The sequence below is a fragment of the Flexibacter flexilis DSM 6793 genome, from assembly GCF_900112255.1.
GTDB classification, from domain to species: domain Bacteria; phylum Bacteroidota; class Bacteroidia; order Cytophagales; family Flexibacteraceae; genus Flexibacter; species Flexibacter flexilis.
Genome location: NZ_FOLE01000003.1, coordinates 1 through 17311, shown reverse-complemented (window position 1 = coordinate 17311; position 17311 = coordinate 1). Strand labels below are relative to the sequence as shown.

General features: G+C 42.4%; 13 protein-coding genes. 2 read left to right on the top strand and 11 right to left on the bottom strand.

Going from position 1 to position 17311, the window contains the following annotated elements; all coding sequences use genetic code 11:
- Nucleotides 1-2: 2 nt before the first annotated feature.
- The 7 genes from gldC to BM090_RS18130 form a co-directional block, all read right to left on the bottom strand.
- The gene (gene gldC, locus BM090_RS06500) at nt 3-347 is read right to left on the bottom strand and encodes a gliding motility protein GldC (protein ID WP_091509565.1); all 345 of its coding nucleotides are present in this window, start codon (nt 345-347) and stop codon (nt 3-5) included.
- A gap of 32 nt (nt 348-379) precedes the next feature.
- A complete protein-coding gene (gene dut, locus BM090_RS06495; RefSeq protein WP_091509562.1) occupies nt 380-817 on the bottom strand; it encodes a dUTP diphosphatase in 438 nt (145 codons plus the stop codon).
- Between the two features lie 16 nt (nt 818-833).
- Nucleotides 834-2114: a UDP-N-acetylmuramoyl-tripeptide--D-alanyl-D-alanine ligase gene (locus BM090_RS06490; RefSeq protein WP_091509553.1), complete on the bottom strand. Its 1281-nt coding sequence runs from the start codon at nt 2112-2114 to the stop codon at nt 834-836.
- An 83-nt stretch (nt 2115-2197) separates the two neighbouring features.
- On the bottom strand, nt 2198-3184 hold the full coding sequence (locus BM090_RS06485) for a lysylphosphatidylglycerol synthase domain-containing protein (protein WP_091509549.1): 987 nt from the start codon (nt 3182-3184) through the stop codon (nt 2198-2200).
- A 12-nt stretch (nt 3185-3196) separates the two neighbouring features.
- A complete protein-coding gene (gene rodA, locus BM090_RS06480; RefSeq protein ID WP_091509545.1) occupies nt 3197-4477 on the bottom strand; it encodes a rod shape-determining protein RodA in 1281 nt (426 codons plus the stop codon).
- Nucleotides 4434-6395, bottom strand: coding sequence for a penicillin-binding protein 2 (mrdA, locus tag BM090_RS06475; protein WP_091509543.1), 1962 nt, complete (start codon nt 6393-6395; stop codon nt 4434-4436). The genes rodA and mrdA overlap by 44 nt, the downstream gene beginning before the upstream one ends.
- Nucleotides 6396-6551: 156 nt before the next feature.
- Nucleotides 6552-6869 (bottom strand): hypothetical protein, encoded by a 318-nt coding sequence (locus BM090_RS18130; protein WP_143083895.1) that lies wholly within the window; start codon nt 6867-6869, stop codon nt 6552-6554.
- Nucleotides 6870-7155: 286 nt separating this feature from the next.
- Between BM090_RS18130 and lpdA the strand changes: the two genes are divergently transcribed.
- On the top strand, nt 7156-8559 hold the full coding sequence (lpdA, locus tag BM090_RS06470; protein ID WP_091509540.1) for a dihydrolipoyl dehydrogenase: 1404 nt from the start codon (nt 7156-7158) through the stop codon (nt 8557-8559).
- An 83-nt stretch (nt 8560-8642) separates the two neighbouring features.
- Here lpdA and BM090_RS06465 read toward each other — a convergent pair whose 3' ends face one another.
- The 4 genes from BM090_RS06465 to BM090_RS06450 all read right to left on the bottom strand — a co-directional run bounded on the left by BM090_RS06465 (nt 8643) and on the right by BM090_RS06450 (nt 14630).
- On the bottom strand, nt 8643-9446 hold the full coding sequence (locus BM090_RS06465; protein ID WP_143083894.1) for a DUF4961 domain-containing protein: 804 nt from the start codon (nt 9444-9446) through the stop codon (nt 8643-8645).
- A gap of 31 nt (nt 9447-9477) precedes the next feature.
- On the bottom strand, nt 9478-10005 hold the full coding sequence (locus tag BM090_RS06460) for a DUF5004 domain-containing protein (RefSeq protein WP_091509535.1): 528 nt from the start codon (nt 10003-10005) through the stop codon (nt 9478-9480).
- A gap of 80 nt (nt 10006-10085) precedes the next feature.
- Nucleotides 10086-11477 carry a RagB/SusD family nutrient uptake outer membrane protein gene (locus BM090_RS06455; RefSeq protein WP_091509531.1) on the bottom strand — a complete coding sequence of 464 codons (1392 nt, stop codon included), beginning with the start codon at nt 11475-11477 and terminating at the stop codon, nt 10086-10088.
- Nucleotides 11478-11504: 27 nt separating this feature from the next.
- A complete protein-coding gene (locus BM090_RS06450; RefSeq protein WP_091509527.1) occupies nt 11505-14630 on the bottom strand; it encodes a SusC/RagA family TonB-linked outer membrane protein in 3126 nt (1041 codons plus the stop codon).
- A 647-nt stretch (nt 14631-15277) separates the two neighbouring features.
- Here BM090_RS06450 and htpG point away from each other — a divergent pair.
- Nucleotides 15278-17107 carry a molecular chaperone HtpG gene (gene htpG / locus BM090_RS06445; RefSeq protein WP_091509524.1) on the top strand — a complete coding sequence of 610 codons (1830 nt, stop codon included), beginning with the start codon at nt 15278-15280 and terminating at the stop codon, nt 17105-17107.
- Nucleotides 17108-17311 lie beyond the last annotated feature (204 nt).

Sequence of the window (17311 nt, the reverse complement as noted above, 5' to 3'; positions counted from 1 at the left end):
CATTATTTGGCTGCGTTACGTTCTTCTTCCATAAGCATTTGCGCCAAACGCTCACAAGTATTGTTTACTTCGTGGTACATTTTTTCGTCGCCAGTAGCCGAAAGAATAGTTTCGCCCATTGCGCCAAGCGTCTGAATGAAAAACTTTTTCATTTCGCCCACCATCATATCTTTTGTCCACAAATCCACTCTCATAATGCCGTTGGCTTCCGAATCCCACACAGAAAGCGCGAAGGCTTTAGTAGAATTAGGTACGTCGGCGGGTGCGTCTGTGGCTTCCCACGTAATTTTTTCAGGAATATTTTGCTCGTCGAGCGATACGTGAATCGTAATGTCTGAAGTACGCATATTATTGATTTTGAAGTATTTATTGATTGATATTATTTTTTGCCTGTGCTACCATAGCCACCCGCACCGCGTTGCGTGTCCGAAAGAGACTCGGCAGTTTCCCACTCAATGGTTTCGTGGCGTGCCACAATCATTTGGGCAATACGTTCGCCGTTTTCCACTACAAATTCTGTGTCCGAAAGATTCACTAATAGCACTTTTATTTCGCCGCGATAGTCGGCATCTATCGTGCCTGGGCTGTTGAGTACGGTTACGCCATGCTTGAAAGCCAAACCACTACGCGGACGGATTTGCGCCTCGTAGCCTTCGGGCAATTCGATAAACAAACCCGTTGGGATAAGTGTACGTTGCAGCGGAGCTAAGGTAACAGGCTCGGAAAGTTGGGCGCGAAGGTCAAGCCCCGCCGACAAGGGCGTTTGGTAGGCTGGCAACTCGTGCGCTGACTGATTGATTACTTTTATTTTTAACATATTCATTTGCAAATAATTATAGCAATGGCACAAGTTTTTCCAAACTCATACCGCGCGAACCTTTCAGCAACACATACGCATTCTGCACGGGATACACCGTAAAAAAAGATTCGAGGCTTTGGCGGGTTGGGAAATAAACGGCTTGCGGCAAAACGGCTTGCGCAGATTTCATGGCCTCGCCGCACAGACACACCATGTCAAAAGAATGTTGGCCGATGAGTTGGCCTAAGGCGCGGTGTTCGGATTCGCTGTCGTTGCCAAGCTCAAACATATCGCCCAATACCAAGACTTTTTGGCCGTTCACGCGCATTTGCGCAAAATTTTCTACGGACACTTTCATCGAACTTGGATTGGCGTTGTACGCGTCCAGAATCACGGTATTGTGCGCCGTGCGCAAAAGTTGCGAACGATTGTTGGAAGGCACATATTCGGCCACAGCAGCGTGCGCGGCCTCATCTGGCACACCAAAATATTTACCAATACAAAGCGCAGTAGCAATGTTATTGAAGTTATAAGCTCCAATCATTTGCGTTTGGATAATGTCGCCGTTGGCGGCTTGCACCTGCAAAAACATATCGGCGTTATGCAGTTTGCAAGTGTAATAATCTTTTTCGGCTGGATAGCTCACGTACTCGCTAAAACGCGAAGCCATGCGCGAGAGGTATTCTTCTTGCGTATTGACAAAAGCCACGCCATCGTTGTTGAGCAAATAATAATACAGCTCGCTGTTGGCTTTGGCTACGCCTTCGATGCTGCCAAAACCTTCCAAATGGTCGCGGCCAATATTAGTAATTACGCCGTGCGAAGGCTCGGCAATTTCACACAACAAAGCAATTTCGTTAGGGCCATTTGCTCCCATTTCTATCACGGCAATTTCTATTTCTACACCGATAGAAAGCAAACTCAACGGAACACCAATGTGATTGTTGAGGTTACCACGTGTGGCAAATGTTTGATATTTTTTAGATAAAACCTTTGCTATCAACTCTTTGGTCGTTGTTTTCCCGTTTGAGCCGCCTACGGCAATAATCGGAATATTGAGCAAACGGCTATGTTGGCGGGCAAGTCCTTGCAACGCGGCCAACACGTCTGGCACATACAAACAACGAGGTTGGTCTTTGAGTTGGGCATCGTCCACGACGGCGTAACTCGCGCCTTTTTCGATGGCCTCTAAAGCAAAACGGTTTCCATCAAAATTTGCACCTCTGAGGGCAAAAAATAAGCTGCCTTTGGCAATAGAACGCGTGTCGGTACTGACTACGCCACCACACGACGAATAATATTTATATAAGTCCACTCCGAGAAAAAATTAGCATTAATGAGAATTTGACCGCAAAAGTACAGATAAACCACCGCTATGCAACGCCCAAAACCAAGAAGTTATCGGGTTTTTGATGGTTTGATTTTTATTTTGAAAATAAAATAAAGCCCCACCAGCGCAGGCAACAAAATATTGATAAGCCACAGTAGCAAACTGGCGGCAATGACTTTTTCGGTAGCAATGGTAAAATGTTTGAAAAACACCAACGCCGAAAACTCGCGCAAACCCAAATCGCCGAACGCGCTCAGCGTCGGGATAACGGATTTGACCAAAAAAATAATGACAATGCCATTGAGCAACACGCCCAGCGGCAAATTCACTTCCAGAATAGCCAATGCCGCCACAAATTGCCCCGTAAAAATTCCATATCGTAACAGTGCGTACACCAATACCCGCGTGAGTTCTGGTGCGCGATATTGGCTCATAATTTCCAGATATGGCAAAAATTTTTGCAGTAAAACAATGCGTGCCACCAGCTTATACAGCCACGAAACATTAAAGTAAAAAAACAAAATCAGTAGGTTGGCCAAGAGCAAAATCCAAAACAAACCATTGATAATGAGTGCACTATTTTGGGTATAAGTTTTCAGGAAATACCAATAGCCCCACGTGCCGCAGCAAAGCGTAACCCACAATTGCGCGAAATTGCCGACAAGCAACGCTCCCGCACTGTTGAGGCGCGAGGCTGTTTGTAAGTGCAAAAAACGACCTGTGTAATCGCCGATAGTTTGGGGAGAAATAAAACTAAATACCACGCCCGTCAGGACGCCTTTCAGGGCTTCGGGCAGCGTGATGCGCTCCAATTTTCGGACTAAAACTTTCCACTTTAAAGCCTCTAGCGTCCAGTTGAGCGGCAAAAAGGCCAGCAACCCCACCAACAGCCATTTGTGCTGTGCAAGGCTTTGGGCGATTAGTTGCCATTCGGCGGCATCTTTGGCGCGTAAATCTTTGATTATAAAAAAGATACAAAAAAAGAAAACAGCCCAACGCCACCAAATCGTTATACGTTTGCGCGATAAAAATTCGGGAAGAAAGGCTGTTTTCAAATGCTATAAAAATTAATATCTGTTCAAAATTTGGCTGCGATGCGCATCTAATTTTAATAAAATAAATAACAAAATAGTAAACGACCACAAAGACGAACCGCCATAACTAAAAAACGGCAATGGAATCCCGATTACTGGGAACAGGCCAATAGTCATGCCGATATTGACCATCATGTGAAAAAATAAAATCGAGGCGACAGAATAGCCGTACACCCGCGCAAAACGCGATTTTTGGCGTTCGGCTAAGAAAACAATGCGCATGAGCAAGGTCATAAAACCCGCAATTACCAAAAAACTCCCAAACCAGCCGTGTTCTTCGCCGATGGTACAGAAAATAAAATCGGTGCTTTGTTCGGGTACAAAATCGAATTTGGTTTGCGTGCCTTCCAGAAAACCTTTACCCAAAAAGCCGCCCGACCCAATCGCAATTTTGGATTGGGTTACGTTCCAACCATAGCCGAGCGGGTCGCCGTCGGGGTCTATCAAGGCTTTGATGCGGTTCTGTTGGTGCGGCTGTAACACATCATTTACGAAGAAATCAACACCCATCACCACCGCCACCACGATAGCCAATCCGCCCACAATCACTGCAATATTTTTGATGCTTTTGGGAATCAGCGCAATGATAATCAGGGCAAGAACCACCAAACCAATGATAAGATAAAGTTGTGGGACTAAAAGCGTTAGGATAAACAAGGCCACCACCGTAATCCCTAACACTGGATACACTGGCGGCAAGCCTTCGCGGTACAGCACGATAATAAACGAACTAAAAACCAGTGTAGAACCCGTATCATTTTGTAACAAAATCAACAACGCAGGCAACGCGATAATAGCCGCAGCCGTAAACATGTCGTTGGTGCGGTCGAGGCGCAGACCCGGTTTGCTCAAAAACTTAGCCAAAGCCAAGGCGCAGGCCGTTTTGGAAAATTCGGAAGGTTGAATCCCGAAGCCTCCCACGCCAATCCACGATTTAGAACCCGCCACGACTTTTCCGCCGAACAAAACGCCTATCAATATTATCATCATTGCGCCATAAATCACATAAGCGAACGAATCGAAAAACTTGTAGTCGATGGCCATCAACATCGTGATAATGATGACGGTCGTACCAATCCAAAGAATTTGTTTCCCCGAATTTATATCCAAATCAAAAATACTTTGCTGAGATTGCGCATCATACACCGCCGCAAAAATATTGAGCCAGCCAGCGGCAACCATTAGCGCAAAAAGTAGCACCGTGAGCCAATCAATATTCTGTGCTATCCGTTCTTCTCGTCTGAGTTCCGCCATTGTTGCCGATAGGATTTGTAATTAGAGGAATGTTATTTGAATTTGTAGCCGTTTTTTCGCTTTTCGTTTTATTAGCGTCTTGCACGGTTGCCACTTTAGGCTTTTTGGGGTGAATGAAGTCTTGGCCTGTCATGTGAATGTCCAAGTTCTTGCGTATAATCGTGTCTTTCAGGTATTTTTCGATAACCAAAGAACCGATTGGAGCAGCCACAAAGCCCCCGAAACCCGCATTTTCCACAAAAACAGCTACTGCAATTTTAGGATTGTCTTTTGGTGCAAAACCAATGAATACGGAGTGGTCGTCCCCTTGCGGGTTTTGAGCCGTACCCGTTTTGCCGCAAATTACGACGCTTTGCATGCGTGCCTTTGACCAAATCGTACCGTTGCGCACCGCGTCCATCATGCCGTTGGCGATTACATCAAAATACTTAGGCTCTACTTTGGTGGTGTGGCGTTGGGTAAATTCGGGTGCGATTTTGCCATTATCCCCCATTTTTCGGATAAAATGCGGCGTATAATAAAAACCTCTGTTGGCCAAAATGGCCGCCAAATTCGCCATTTGCAATGGATTCATCCCGATTTCGCCTTGCCCGATACTCATCGAATAGAGGTTTGAATATTTCCAACGATTTTCGCCATACACGCGGTCGAAATACGTGGCTTTGCGCAAAATACCTTTTTTCTCGTTGGGCAAATCTACGCCAAGTTGTTGGCCTAAGCCGAAACTTTCGACATATTCGCGCCATTTTTCATAACCCAAACGCGTGTCTGTGAATGTGTTACGGCTTCTGTTTTGGTTAATAATACGGCGATAAACATTCAAATAATACGGGTTGCAAGACCATTGCAGCGATTGACGCAAATTGCAAGGCGAAGGGTGCGGGTGGCAATGCACCACGTTTTGCACACACGGATAAATGGTCGTGGAGTCAATGACACCTTCTTGCAAACCGATAAGTGCCTGAATGGTTTTGAAAATCGAACCTGGAGGATAGGGAGCCATGAGCGGCCTGTTGAACAGGGGTTTCATGCTGTCTTTCTGGAGTCGGGAATAATTCTTTGGAAATTCGCGTGCCGTCAGTAGTTCGGGGTCGTAGGTTGGCGCAGAAACAAAGGCCAAAATTTCACCCGTAGAAGGCTCAATGGCCACGATACTGCCCGCTTTATTTTGCATTACCTTTTCGCAATATTTTTGTAGCTCCAAATCAATGGACGAATAAAGATTTTCGCCTCGCACGGCTGTCGTGTCGAAAGCACCATCTTTAAACGAACCTTTTTGGATACCGTGCACGTCCACGAGCATATATTTTACACCTTTGCGGCCACGCAAATACGATTCGTATTCGCCTTCCAAACCACTGATACCGATATAATCCCCGATTTTGTAGTAACCCGTCGTGTCGCGTTCGAGGCGGCGGCGGCTAATTTCGCCAATATACCCCAACGCACTGGCCATCGAGTGATTGGGATACGAACGCACCGTGCGCGGCATAATGAAAAAGCCAGGGTAATCCACGAGTTGGTCTTGGATGCTGGCAAAATCCGTGTGCGAAAGCTGCTTAATAAACGGCGTAGGCTTTACGCTCGAATGTATCTTGGCCGAACGCATATATTTTATGTATTCCTCTTTCGTGATTTTGAGCAAGTTACAAAAACCAAGCGTATCCATATCCTTGCGCACTTCGCGCGGGGTCACCATCACGTCGTACACGGGAACGTTATAAACCATAATCTTTCCGTCGCGGTCATAAATGAGGCCTCTGTACGGATAATCCACCATTTTTTGCAGTGCGTTTTCGTCTGCGGCTTGCTTGTATGTGTCGTCGATGATTTGTAGAAAAAACAATTTTATCAGAAACACCAAGCCCACCAAGACGAACACGCCCTGAACTATATATTTTCTACCTTCTGTAAGCATGCGTTAGGTTAGCAAGTTCATTTTGTTGTTGGGGGAGCAAAAATAATAGGTATTTGGGAAAGAAAGACAAGTTTACGAAGCCTTATTGTTAAGTTATTTGTAAACAATATACATCGCTATGGTTTACATACAGCTACAAGCCTTAGAATATGCGCACTACCGTGCGTATTTACTGATACAATAGTCTGATTGTTCGTTGCAAGTGTCAGATTGTTCGATACAATAGTCTAATTGTTCGTTGCAAGTGTTAGATTGTTTGATACAATAGTCTGATTGTTCGTTGCAAGTGTTAGATTGTTCGATACAATAGTCTAATTGTTCGTTGCAAGTGTTAGATTGTTCGATACAATAGTCTGATTGTTCGTTGCAAGTGTTAGATTGTTCGATACAATAGTCTAATTGTTCGTTGCAAGTGTTAGATTGTTCGATACAATAGCCTAATTGTTCGTTGCAAGTACTTATACATAAGCACAACCGTGCGTATGTACTGACCCAGATAATAGATAATTCAACATTTTAGATGGCATTACCAATAAGCCACCTGAACAAGATTATCAACTGATAATAGAGGTCGTGTACTTTCAAAATTAATTAAACAAAGCCTAAAAGAAAGATTTGCTGTTGATAAATTTACAGAACTGACTTTTTACATTCTTTTCTTAACTGGCAATTGTTACATTTGCCCACGACGAGAACGACAACTAATGTACATTCTTTAACAAACAACAATATAAATTTCAATTAAAACCATATTGTTTCCATGACAACGTATGATGTAGTAATAATTGGCTCTGGCCCAGGTGGCTATGTGGCCGCTATTCGCTGCGCCCAACTTGGTTTGCAGACTGCTATTATCGAGAAATACAACACTTTGGGCGGCACTTGCCTGAATGTGGGTTGTATTCCTTCTAAAGCACTATTAGATTCATCAGAACATTTCTACAATGCCGCGCATTCTTTCAAAGAACACGGTATCGAAATCGAAGCACCAAAAGTAAATTTGGCGCAAATGATTAAGCGTAAGGCCGACGTAGTACAACAAACTTCGGGTGGTATTCGCTTTTTGATGAAAAAAAATAAAGTAGCTGAATACAACGGCATCGGTTCGTTTGTAGATAAAAATACGGTGCGCATCACGAAAGTAGATGGCACAACCGAAGACATCGGCGCGAAAAATGTCATTATCGCCACTGGTTCAAAACCAACGGTATTGCCATTTATTCCTGTGGATAAAACACGCGTGATTACTTCTACGGAAGCCCTCGAACTCAAAGAAGTACCGAAACACCTTATCGTGATTGGCGGCGGTGTAATCGGCGTAGAATTGGGTTCGGTTTATGCGCGTTTGGGTGCAAAAGTTTCGTTCGTGGAATTTGCAGGTTCGCTTATCCCAACCATGGACGGCACGATGGGCAAAGAGCTTTTGAAAGTAATGAAAAAACTCAACACCGAGTTTTATTTCAAACATAAAGTAACCAAAGTAGAAAACTTGGGCGATACGGTGCAAGTAACAGCCGACGACGAAAACGGCAAACCTGTGACACTTTCGGGTGATTACTGCTTGGTGTCGATTGGCCGCAGCCCTTACACGAAAGGTTTGGCTTTGGAAAATGCAGGCGTGGAAATGGAAGAAAGAGGCCGCATTAAAGTAAACGGTCATTTGCAAACTAACGTGCCACATATTTACGCTATCGGCGACGTAGTTCGCGGCGCGATGCTTGCGCACAAAGCGGAAGAAGAAGGCGTTTTGGTGGCTGAAACAATTGCAGGCCAAAAACCACACATCAACTACAACCTTATCCCTGGTGTAGTTTATACGTGGCCAGAAGTGGCCTCTGTGGGTGCAACGGAAGAAGCGTTGAAAGCTGAAGGCCGTGCGTACAAAACAGGTTCGTTCCCGTTCAAGGCTTTGGGTCGTGCACGCGCGAGCATGGACTTAGACGGCTTGGTGAAAGTGTTGGCCGACAAAAACACAGACGAAATTTTGGGTGTTCATATCATCGGGCCACGTGCTGCGGACATGATAGCGGAAGCCGTTGTAGCCATGGAGTTTAGAGCTTCTGCCGAAGACGTTTCGCGTATGTCGCACGCGCACCCAACGTTTACGGAAGCCCTCAAAGAAGCGTGTTTGGCCGCAACCGACAACCGCGCATTACACGTTTAATTTTCTCTTTTTAGTAGAAATAAAAAAGCCCACAACTTCAATGCTGTGGGCTTTTTTTGGTTTATATTGTTTAGTGCGAAGAATTATCTTACTACAAAATCAAAATCGTTGTTAGTACTTGCATTGGTATCTTTCAAAGCACCAGAAGAACCATCTTTACTACGGAATTGAACTTTTATTTGCGTAATGTGCTCCCCGTCTGCTATGTTAAAAAACTTACGAGGAATCATACGTAATCTGAACAAATCGTTAGAAACACTCGTCGCTTTCAAGGCATCAACCGTTCCTACTTGTGATTTTGATACGATTACTTTCTGCGACTCTGTGCCTGCTGCATTTTTTACTCTGGCTTCAGCGTACATATACACATCATCTGCACCTAAAGCCTTCATCGTATTACTTTTGTCCAAAGTACGATTGTAATAGAATGCAACTACATCATTATCTGTAAATTTAGTAGGAAATACGCGAGTAACAGTATCTTTGTAAGTTACAGCATCTACAGGAACAGACAAGTCTTTTGTTTTCTTTTCTGGGCTGCCACTACCATCTTTTGCTTTTACAAGAAATGCAATTTGAGATATTTTAGCTGGCGGTACACCATAATACTGGCTTGGAACCATAGTAATACTCCAAATATTGGTAGCCTCTTTTGTTAGCTTCATCGTTTCGTTTGAGCTAGTCCAAGTACCATTGCCGCCTGGAGGTTCAGCAGGGCTCCAAGTCCAGAGATAAAGCGGCTCTATGCCGTCCACTGCTGTACCAGTAACATCAATGGAAATTTTAACTTGGTCTTGGCCTGTGAACGACGAAGGAGCCGTAGTAATAACTTGTCCGAAAGACCAAAACGACACAAGCGTTAATATGACTGAAAAATAATATTTCATAATAGTTGAGGTGTTTTAAAGATGGATACTATTATTTTCTTGTGAAGGCGTATTTGTAAGTTAAATAAGCCTTGCCATCTGAGCCTTTGCGAGAGAAAGACAATGCTAATTTGTTTTGCGATTTTAGATACGCCGAAGGGAAATCCACTAAAACAGTATCTTGGCTGCCAGTAGCAACCATTTTTATCTGACGTGGACCGTTGGGGTCATAAAACTTCCAGCTACCAGAGCTTGGTATAAAGATGGGAGCATTACTGGAATTAGAGACCGTATAACCTCCAGATACTTTATCTTCATTTGTCGTAAACGAAATCTCATAAGTATCAAAAGCATAAGCCGACGTTATGTCTTCTGATTGTACAGCCGCAGGATAACCCAAATAAACAGCCGATTCATCAATTTCTGTTACAGCACTTAATTTCCAAGAGCCCATCACAGATTCGGACGTAATGGCATAGCTTTCGCCCACAGGCGCATAATCATCTTTTTTGCAGCCCACCAAAGCAGCCGAAGCCAACAGTGCCACAAACAAGCTATTTTTTATATTGAAATGTCTCATAATTTTAATTTAGGATAATCGTAAAAACTTGGGAGAACAGCGGCATTAAGTTACAATGCCGCTGTGTGTTTCAACTTAAATTAGTTTTGTTCGATAGCCGAATTTGCGTTGGTTTCACTATCAGGAATTTTAAGCAAAAGATCCGAGCTATTGAACGGATTGCTTCTTACATTTTGCTTAAGACGACGAAGTTCGTGGAAACGGTCACCTTCCATCACCAACTCTACGCGGCGTTCTGCCTGAATATCTTCAAGTGTTACGGTAGTAAAGGTAGATACACCCGCCAAGCTACGAACGTAATTTACATCAGCAGCAGCAGTAGTTGCATCCACTTTACCCGCACGCAAACCAGCTTCTGCGCGAGTCAAATACATTTCTGTAAGGCGAATAATAGGTACATTCATGAACATTAGGCCTTGCCATTTGCTTGAATATGGAAGCTCGCCAGTTGGAGCTTCTACTAATTGCGATAATCTACTACCACCATTATTAAGCAATGCAGTATAAATACTGTTACTACCTGAATTAGTAAAAGGTATTCTCACCGCACTGGCTGAAGTATTCCAGAAATCATTTCTAAGCAAAGTGCTCACATCATAGCTATTCGAAGATGAATATACTTGGAATAACACACCACGCGTTTTGTAGTTGTCGTTATCGCCAGCCTCTTTATCAATCATACGGAATGGGGCAGTAATATTCATATCACTTACCACGCCGCTATTAGTAATCACATCGTTGGCATAATCATAAGCACCCGAATAATCTTCTTTGTTAAAAAGAACACGCGCCAAATATGCTTTAGCTGCCATTTTGTTTGCTCTGCTGCCATTTGAAGTAGGCAAAAGCTCAATAGCATCTTTCAAATCTTGAATTACTTGCGCATATACGACCGCCACTTTGGCACGAGGTACAGGGATTTTTGCCTGCTCAGGTGTCGTGATAGGAACAACTCTCAACGGAACACCTGGATCGTTGGTTGGGTCATTGGTGTAAGGCTTAGCAAACAAACGAACCAATTCGAAGTGCGCCACCGCTCTCAAGAACAAGGCTTCGCCTCTAAGTTGGTCTTTGAATGCTTGTGTAGCTTCAGGGAATGATTTGGTATCCAATAAATAAATCACGTTGTTGGCTCTTGAAATACCAGTATAACCATTCGCCCAAAGTCCACGACCCACACTATTGAAAATACTCCCCGAACCATCATACACGGCTTTGTCATCACCAGTAATACGAGCAGGATTAACATTGTCGCCATAAAGTTCGCTTGTACGAATTACAGCACCCGTCAAAAAGCCAGCCGATGTAATTTGTTGGTACGACATCATCAAAACAGATTGTACGTCATTTGCTGTTTTAATCGCAATATTGGCATCTATTTCTGTTGGGGGCGTAAAATCTAATACTTTGTTACAGCTAACCCCGAATGTAAGCGCAGCAAACAAGGCTGCTGATATATATATTTTTTTCATTGTACTTCGTCTTTAAATGTGTTTAGATTAAAAACCAAGATTGAAACCTACAGTAAGTGTTTTGGCTTGTGGTGTAGGCAAGTATGGTGCACCAAAAGCAATATTAGCACCTGCGCTGCTTGAGTTATAACGCACTACTTCTGGATCCCAACCTCTGTATTTCGTGAAAGTTAGCCAGTTTTGAGCAGCCACAAATATTTGACAGCTTGTAACTTTAGCTTTTTTCAAAGCAGCCGCAGGAACGTTATAGCTCAATTTGATATTACGCAAACGCATATAAGAAGCATCGTACAAGAAACGGCTTGTATTATCAGAATAGCCATTACCACCCAATGGGTTCAAGGTTACTTTCGGAACGTCCGTAATATCACCTGGTTGTTGCCAACGGTCAAGCAATTCTGCACGTTGATTCCATTCATAAAGTTTACCACCGATTTGAACTTTAGCACCATCATCATAGATTTGGTTGCCATACGAGAAGGCGAACAATACTTCTAATTCAAAGTTTTTGTAAGCAAAACGGTTGGTAAAACCACCTGTGAATTTAGGGAATGGGCGACCCAAAGCTGTACGGTTAGCTTGTACAGCATCTGCCGTAGCAACGATTTTTTCATCCGTTGGGTTACCGTTAGCATCTACTTTATAAATCATCTCCAAACCAGTTTGTGGGTCAACGCCTGCAAATTTGGCCAAATATGAAATACCAATAGGCTGGTTTTTGATTACGCGTGTATCACCTTCGCTCGCACCAAACCCGTCAGGGGCAATACCTGCTACGTCTGTTACACGGTTGCGGTTAGATGAAATGTTTAATTCCGTAGTCCATTTGAAATCACCTACTAAGTTTTCAGACTTAATATCAAACTCAATACCTGTGTTTTTCACCACTACATCAGAGTTTACCACTGACGAACTAAAACCACTTGATGTTTGTACTGGGTAGCTCAATAGCAATGCGGTACTTGTTTTGTTATAAAAACCAATTGTACCAGAAATTCTATTATTTAGGAAGCCATAGTCAATACCTGCATCAAACTGACGGTTTTTCTCCCAAGTAAGTGCATCATTAGCCAAACGAGTTTGGTAAAGACCAGAACTTCCTCCATACCCAACGCCAGCACTATACGAACCAAACCATTGTGAATTACCAATGTTAGCATTACCAGTAGCACCATAACTTGCACGTAATTTCAAGAAGCTAATGGCAGGAATATTTTTGATGAAATCTTCTTCAGTCATAATCCAACCCGCAGAAGCGGCAGGGAAGTAACCAAATCGGTGGTCAGGACCAAAATTAGACGAACCATCCGAACGGAAACTTAAGCCAAGCAAATATCTGTCATTGTATTTATAATTCACGCGGCTAACATAGGAGATAAAACCATATCTATTTAGATAGCTGTATCCAACCGTCGGAGAATTGGCTTTATCAGCAGTAGCAGCCCATTCGGCCACCAGATTGTTAGCACTACCTGTGGTAAATGCGCTATTGGCAAAGCCTGCAAAACCCTGAGGATAATAACCAGCAACGCGGTTGCTAAAGTTTTGTACGTCGTAAGCCACAACCGCACTGATGTTATGCACCTCATTAAATGTTTTGTTGTAGCTCAACATCGAAGACCAATACAGGTTTACATTGGTAAGACGACGCTCCGAAGATGCACCCAATGGTCTATTATTATAATAACGGTTTACTGGAGAATAGTAGTTATCTTCTATTTGCGTTAATAAATCTATCGAACCTTGTGAGCTTAACACCAATTCAGGAAGAATTTTATAACTGGCTTTCATATTACCCAAAGTTCTGTAGTTATGAGTAGTATATTTATCTTCCAATTGAGCGATTGGGTTAAACCAAGTAGCTGGGTTAGCCAATTGCGTACCAAAATACGAGCCATCAGCATTATAAACTGGCCAAATATTTAAAGCACCAGATTGAGCAGCACCAATACCACCATTGTATGATGTTTTGGGCATTTTGCTTCTGGTGTAAGTGATACCTACACCTCCTTCAATGCTTACACGTTCAGACGCTTGATTGTCCACATTCAAACGACCGCTCAAACGCTCAAACGTATTGCCTTTCAGCATACCTTCATTACGGTTATAGCTACCATTTGCAAAGAATTTTGTTTTTTCGCTACCACCCTTTGCCGAAAGGTTTACATCTTGGTAAGAACCTGTTTGTAACACCTCGTCAATCCAATTAGTATTAGCGATAGTATTTGGAGTCATCGTAACGCCATTAATCGTAAAATCTTGGTTAGGGCCAAGTGGCGCAAGACCATCATTTACACGCGCTTCATTATAAAGTTGCATCCACTCAGAGCCACTCAACATTTTTAGTTTATGTGTAGCTGAAGATACACCCGTCATGTAGCTCAAATCGAAAGCAGTTTTGCCGCTTTTACCGCGTTTGGTCGTAATCAATACTACACCATTAGCACCTCTTGAACCATAAATAGCCGCCGCTGCCGCATCTTTCAACACCTCAATAGACTCAATATCATTAGGGTTGATAGAAGACAATGGGTTTGTATTTACTGCACTTGTTGGCGCATTAGGGTCACTTGTCTGGTCTGTGTTAAGCGGCACACCATCTACTACATACAAAGGATCGGCACTACCACCAATAGAGGCCGTACCACGTACGCGCACGCGAATAGCCGAACCAGGGATACCTGTAGATTGCTGTACTTGTACACCAGCCGTGCGGCCTTGTAGAGCAGCATCAAAACTGTTTACGGGATTATTTTTAAGGGCAGTGGATTTTACAGAAGAAATCGCGCCTGTTACGTCGCGGCGTTCTTGTGTACCATAACCTACTACAACAACTTCCGAAAGGCTTGATACATTCAACACCATTTTTACGTCAATCGATGTTTGGCCAGCCACTACTACTTCTTCGTTAGTATAGCCAACAGAGCTAAATACAAGCGTAACACCTTCGGCAACACTTATTGAATACTTACCATTTAAATCCGTAGCGGTACCTGTTGTCGTGCCTTTTACCACGACGTTTACCCCTGGTATTGGGTTGCCGTCTTCAAAAGCAGTTACTGTACCTGTAATTGTTTTTTCCTGTGCGATTGCACTAAGAGTTACAAACAATGTCAGAAACACTGCCTGTGTAATCAGATATAGTTTTCTCATAATGGGTTATTATAATTTGAGTGAAATAGTTTGTTATTAGGTTATTGGAAATTGGTTTTTTAATGTTTTAACATAGTTTTTTGTAAGTTAAATAATATTTAAAAAAAATCATAAAAGCCTGAAATATAACCAATAAGCAATCTTTAATTTTTACAGTTTTATTAGTCAAAAAAGTTTTTTATTATCATTTTGCTAACAAAACCAATTATTATTTTAAACAAAATTATTTCAAAAAAATAATCAGTAAAAAAAAATTATCTAGGGCTATATAGTATATTCCAAAATTTTATTTTGGGTCTAAAATAAACGTATTGCTTTTAAATTTGCAATAGTTCGTCACGCAAGCGTTTGCAGTTTCGGCAGCCTATTTCTTATTATTTTAATAAATATTTTATTTTTTTATTAAAAATAATAACAACAAAAGTCGCTTTTTTTTAGTTAATTTTCATCAAATCTAAATCTGAAAACGTTTGCGTTGCACAAATCAAAACATAGCTCACTTTTTTAAAAAAATCAGATTTTCTTCAAAAAATACGTATTGGCAGACTACTGCCACATTGACAGTCATATCATTTTGGAATAGATTTTGCCCTTTACGCCTCCAAATATTTCGATTTTTTGTTTAACCCAATTATATAAAATATCAAATGGTAGCAGAAGAAAAAGGAACAATTTCGATTCACACCGAAAACATTTTTCCTATTATTAAGAAATTCTTGTACTCTGACCACGACATTTTTTTGCGTGAGTTGGTTTCCAATGCCGTAGATGCTTCCCAAAAGCTCAAAAGATTAGCCGCTATCGGTGAGTTTACAGGCGAAATGGGCGAACTATTAGTAAAAGTTTCTTTCGATAAAGAGCAAAAAACAATTACCATTTCCGACAACGGCATCGGTATGACTGCCGACGAAATCAAAAAATACATCAATCAAATTGCATTTTCGGGCGCAAGTGAGTTTTTGGAAAAATACAAAGACAAGGCTTCGGACGGACAACAGCAAATCATCGGGCATTTTGGTTTGGGATTTTACTCGGCGTTTATGGTGGCTTCTACGGTCGAAATCATCACCAAATCGTACCGCGAAGGCAGCCAAGCCGCACGCTGGACTTGCGATGGTAGCACGCAATACGAAATCACGGAAGCCGAACGCCAAGAACGCGGCACAGACATTATCCTACACATTGCCGAAGACTCAGAAGAGTTTTTGGACAAATGGCGTTTGAGCGGTATTTTGACTAAATACTGCAAATTCTTGCCCGTACAAGTGGAGTTAGAAGGCGAAAAAATCAATAATACGCAACCTTTATGGACAAAATCGCCGTCGGAACTTAAAGATGAAGATTACATTGCTTTCTACAAAGAACTGTACCCAACGGCTGCAGACCCACTTTTCTGGATTCATCTCAACGTAGATTATCCGTTCAACCTAACGGGTGTGCTTTACTTCCCTAAAGTAGATAACAACTTTGAGGTAAATCGCGACAAAATTCAGCTGTATTCGCGCCAAGTATTCATCACAGATGAGGTGAAAGACGTAGTTCCTGAATTTTTGATGTTATTACACGGCGTAATTGACTCGCCAGATATTCCCCTCAACGTTTCGCGTAGTTTCTTGCAAGCGGATTCGAACGTAAAGAAAATCAATGCGCATATCACCAAAAAAGTAGCCGACAAACTCGCCGAAATTTTCAATAACGACCGCAAAGGTTTTGAGGAAAAATGGGACAGTATCAATGTTTTTGTCAAATACGGCATTATCAGCGATGATAAATTCTTTGAACGCGCCAAGCCATTTGCTTTATTAAAAAACACAGAAAGCAAGTTATTTACACTCGACGAATACAAAGAGCACACCAAAGCCAATCAAACCGACAAAACCGAACAATTAGTTTGGCTCTACAGCAACGATGCCCAAAAGCAAAGTTCGTATATTCAGGCTGCCACCAAACGCAGCTTTGATGTGTTGCTTTTTGATCACATCATTGATAGCCATTATATTGCATTCTTGGAAAGACACTTGGAGAAAACAGCCTTCAAACGTGTGGATGCCGACCTTGCCGACAAACTCATCGACAAAGATGTAAGCATCGCCAGTGTACTTTCGGATACAGAAAAAGAAACCGTAAAAGAGATATTTAATAAAAATATCGGAGGCGAAGGAGTTGCACTTAGCGTCGAATCTCTTTCTCCAGATGATTTGCCAGTTACGATTACTTTGCCAGAATTTATGCGTCGTATGAAAGAAATGTATGCGACCAACAGCATGGGTAATATGTTTGGGGCAATGCCAGACAGCAAAAACGTAACGGTAAATGCGAATCATCCACTTATTGGCAAGATATTAGCAGAAAGTAATGAAGCCACCAAGACCAAACTAATCCGTCATGCGTACGATTTGGCTTTGCTATCCCAGAACGAGTTAAAAGGGCAAGCCTTAGCCGAGTTTATCGAACGCAGCGTCAGCCTGCTGAACTAATTGAAAGATAATTGGTAATCAAATCAAAAGAAAAGGGTCTTGCATTGTTGCAAGACCCTTTTTTATTGTTATTTTTTTCTCTGCCCTATTCCTTATTTGAGTTAGATTAGGTATAAACAGCAAAGAGGGTCATCTCTTGTGAAGATGACCCTGTGCTTAATAAGGTTGGCAGCTACCTACTCTCCCACGTGTGACCGCAGTACC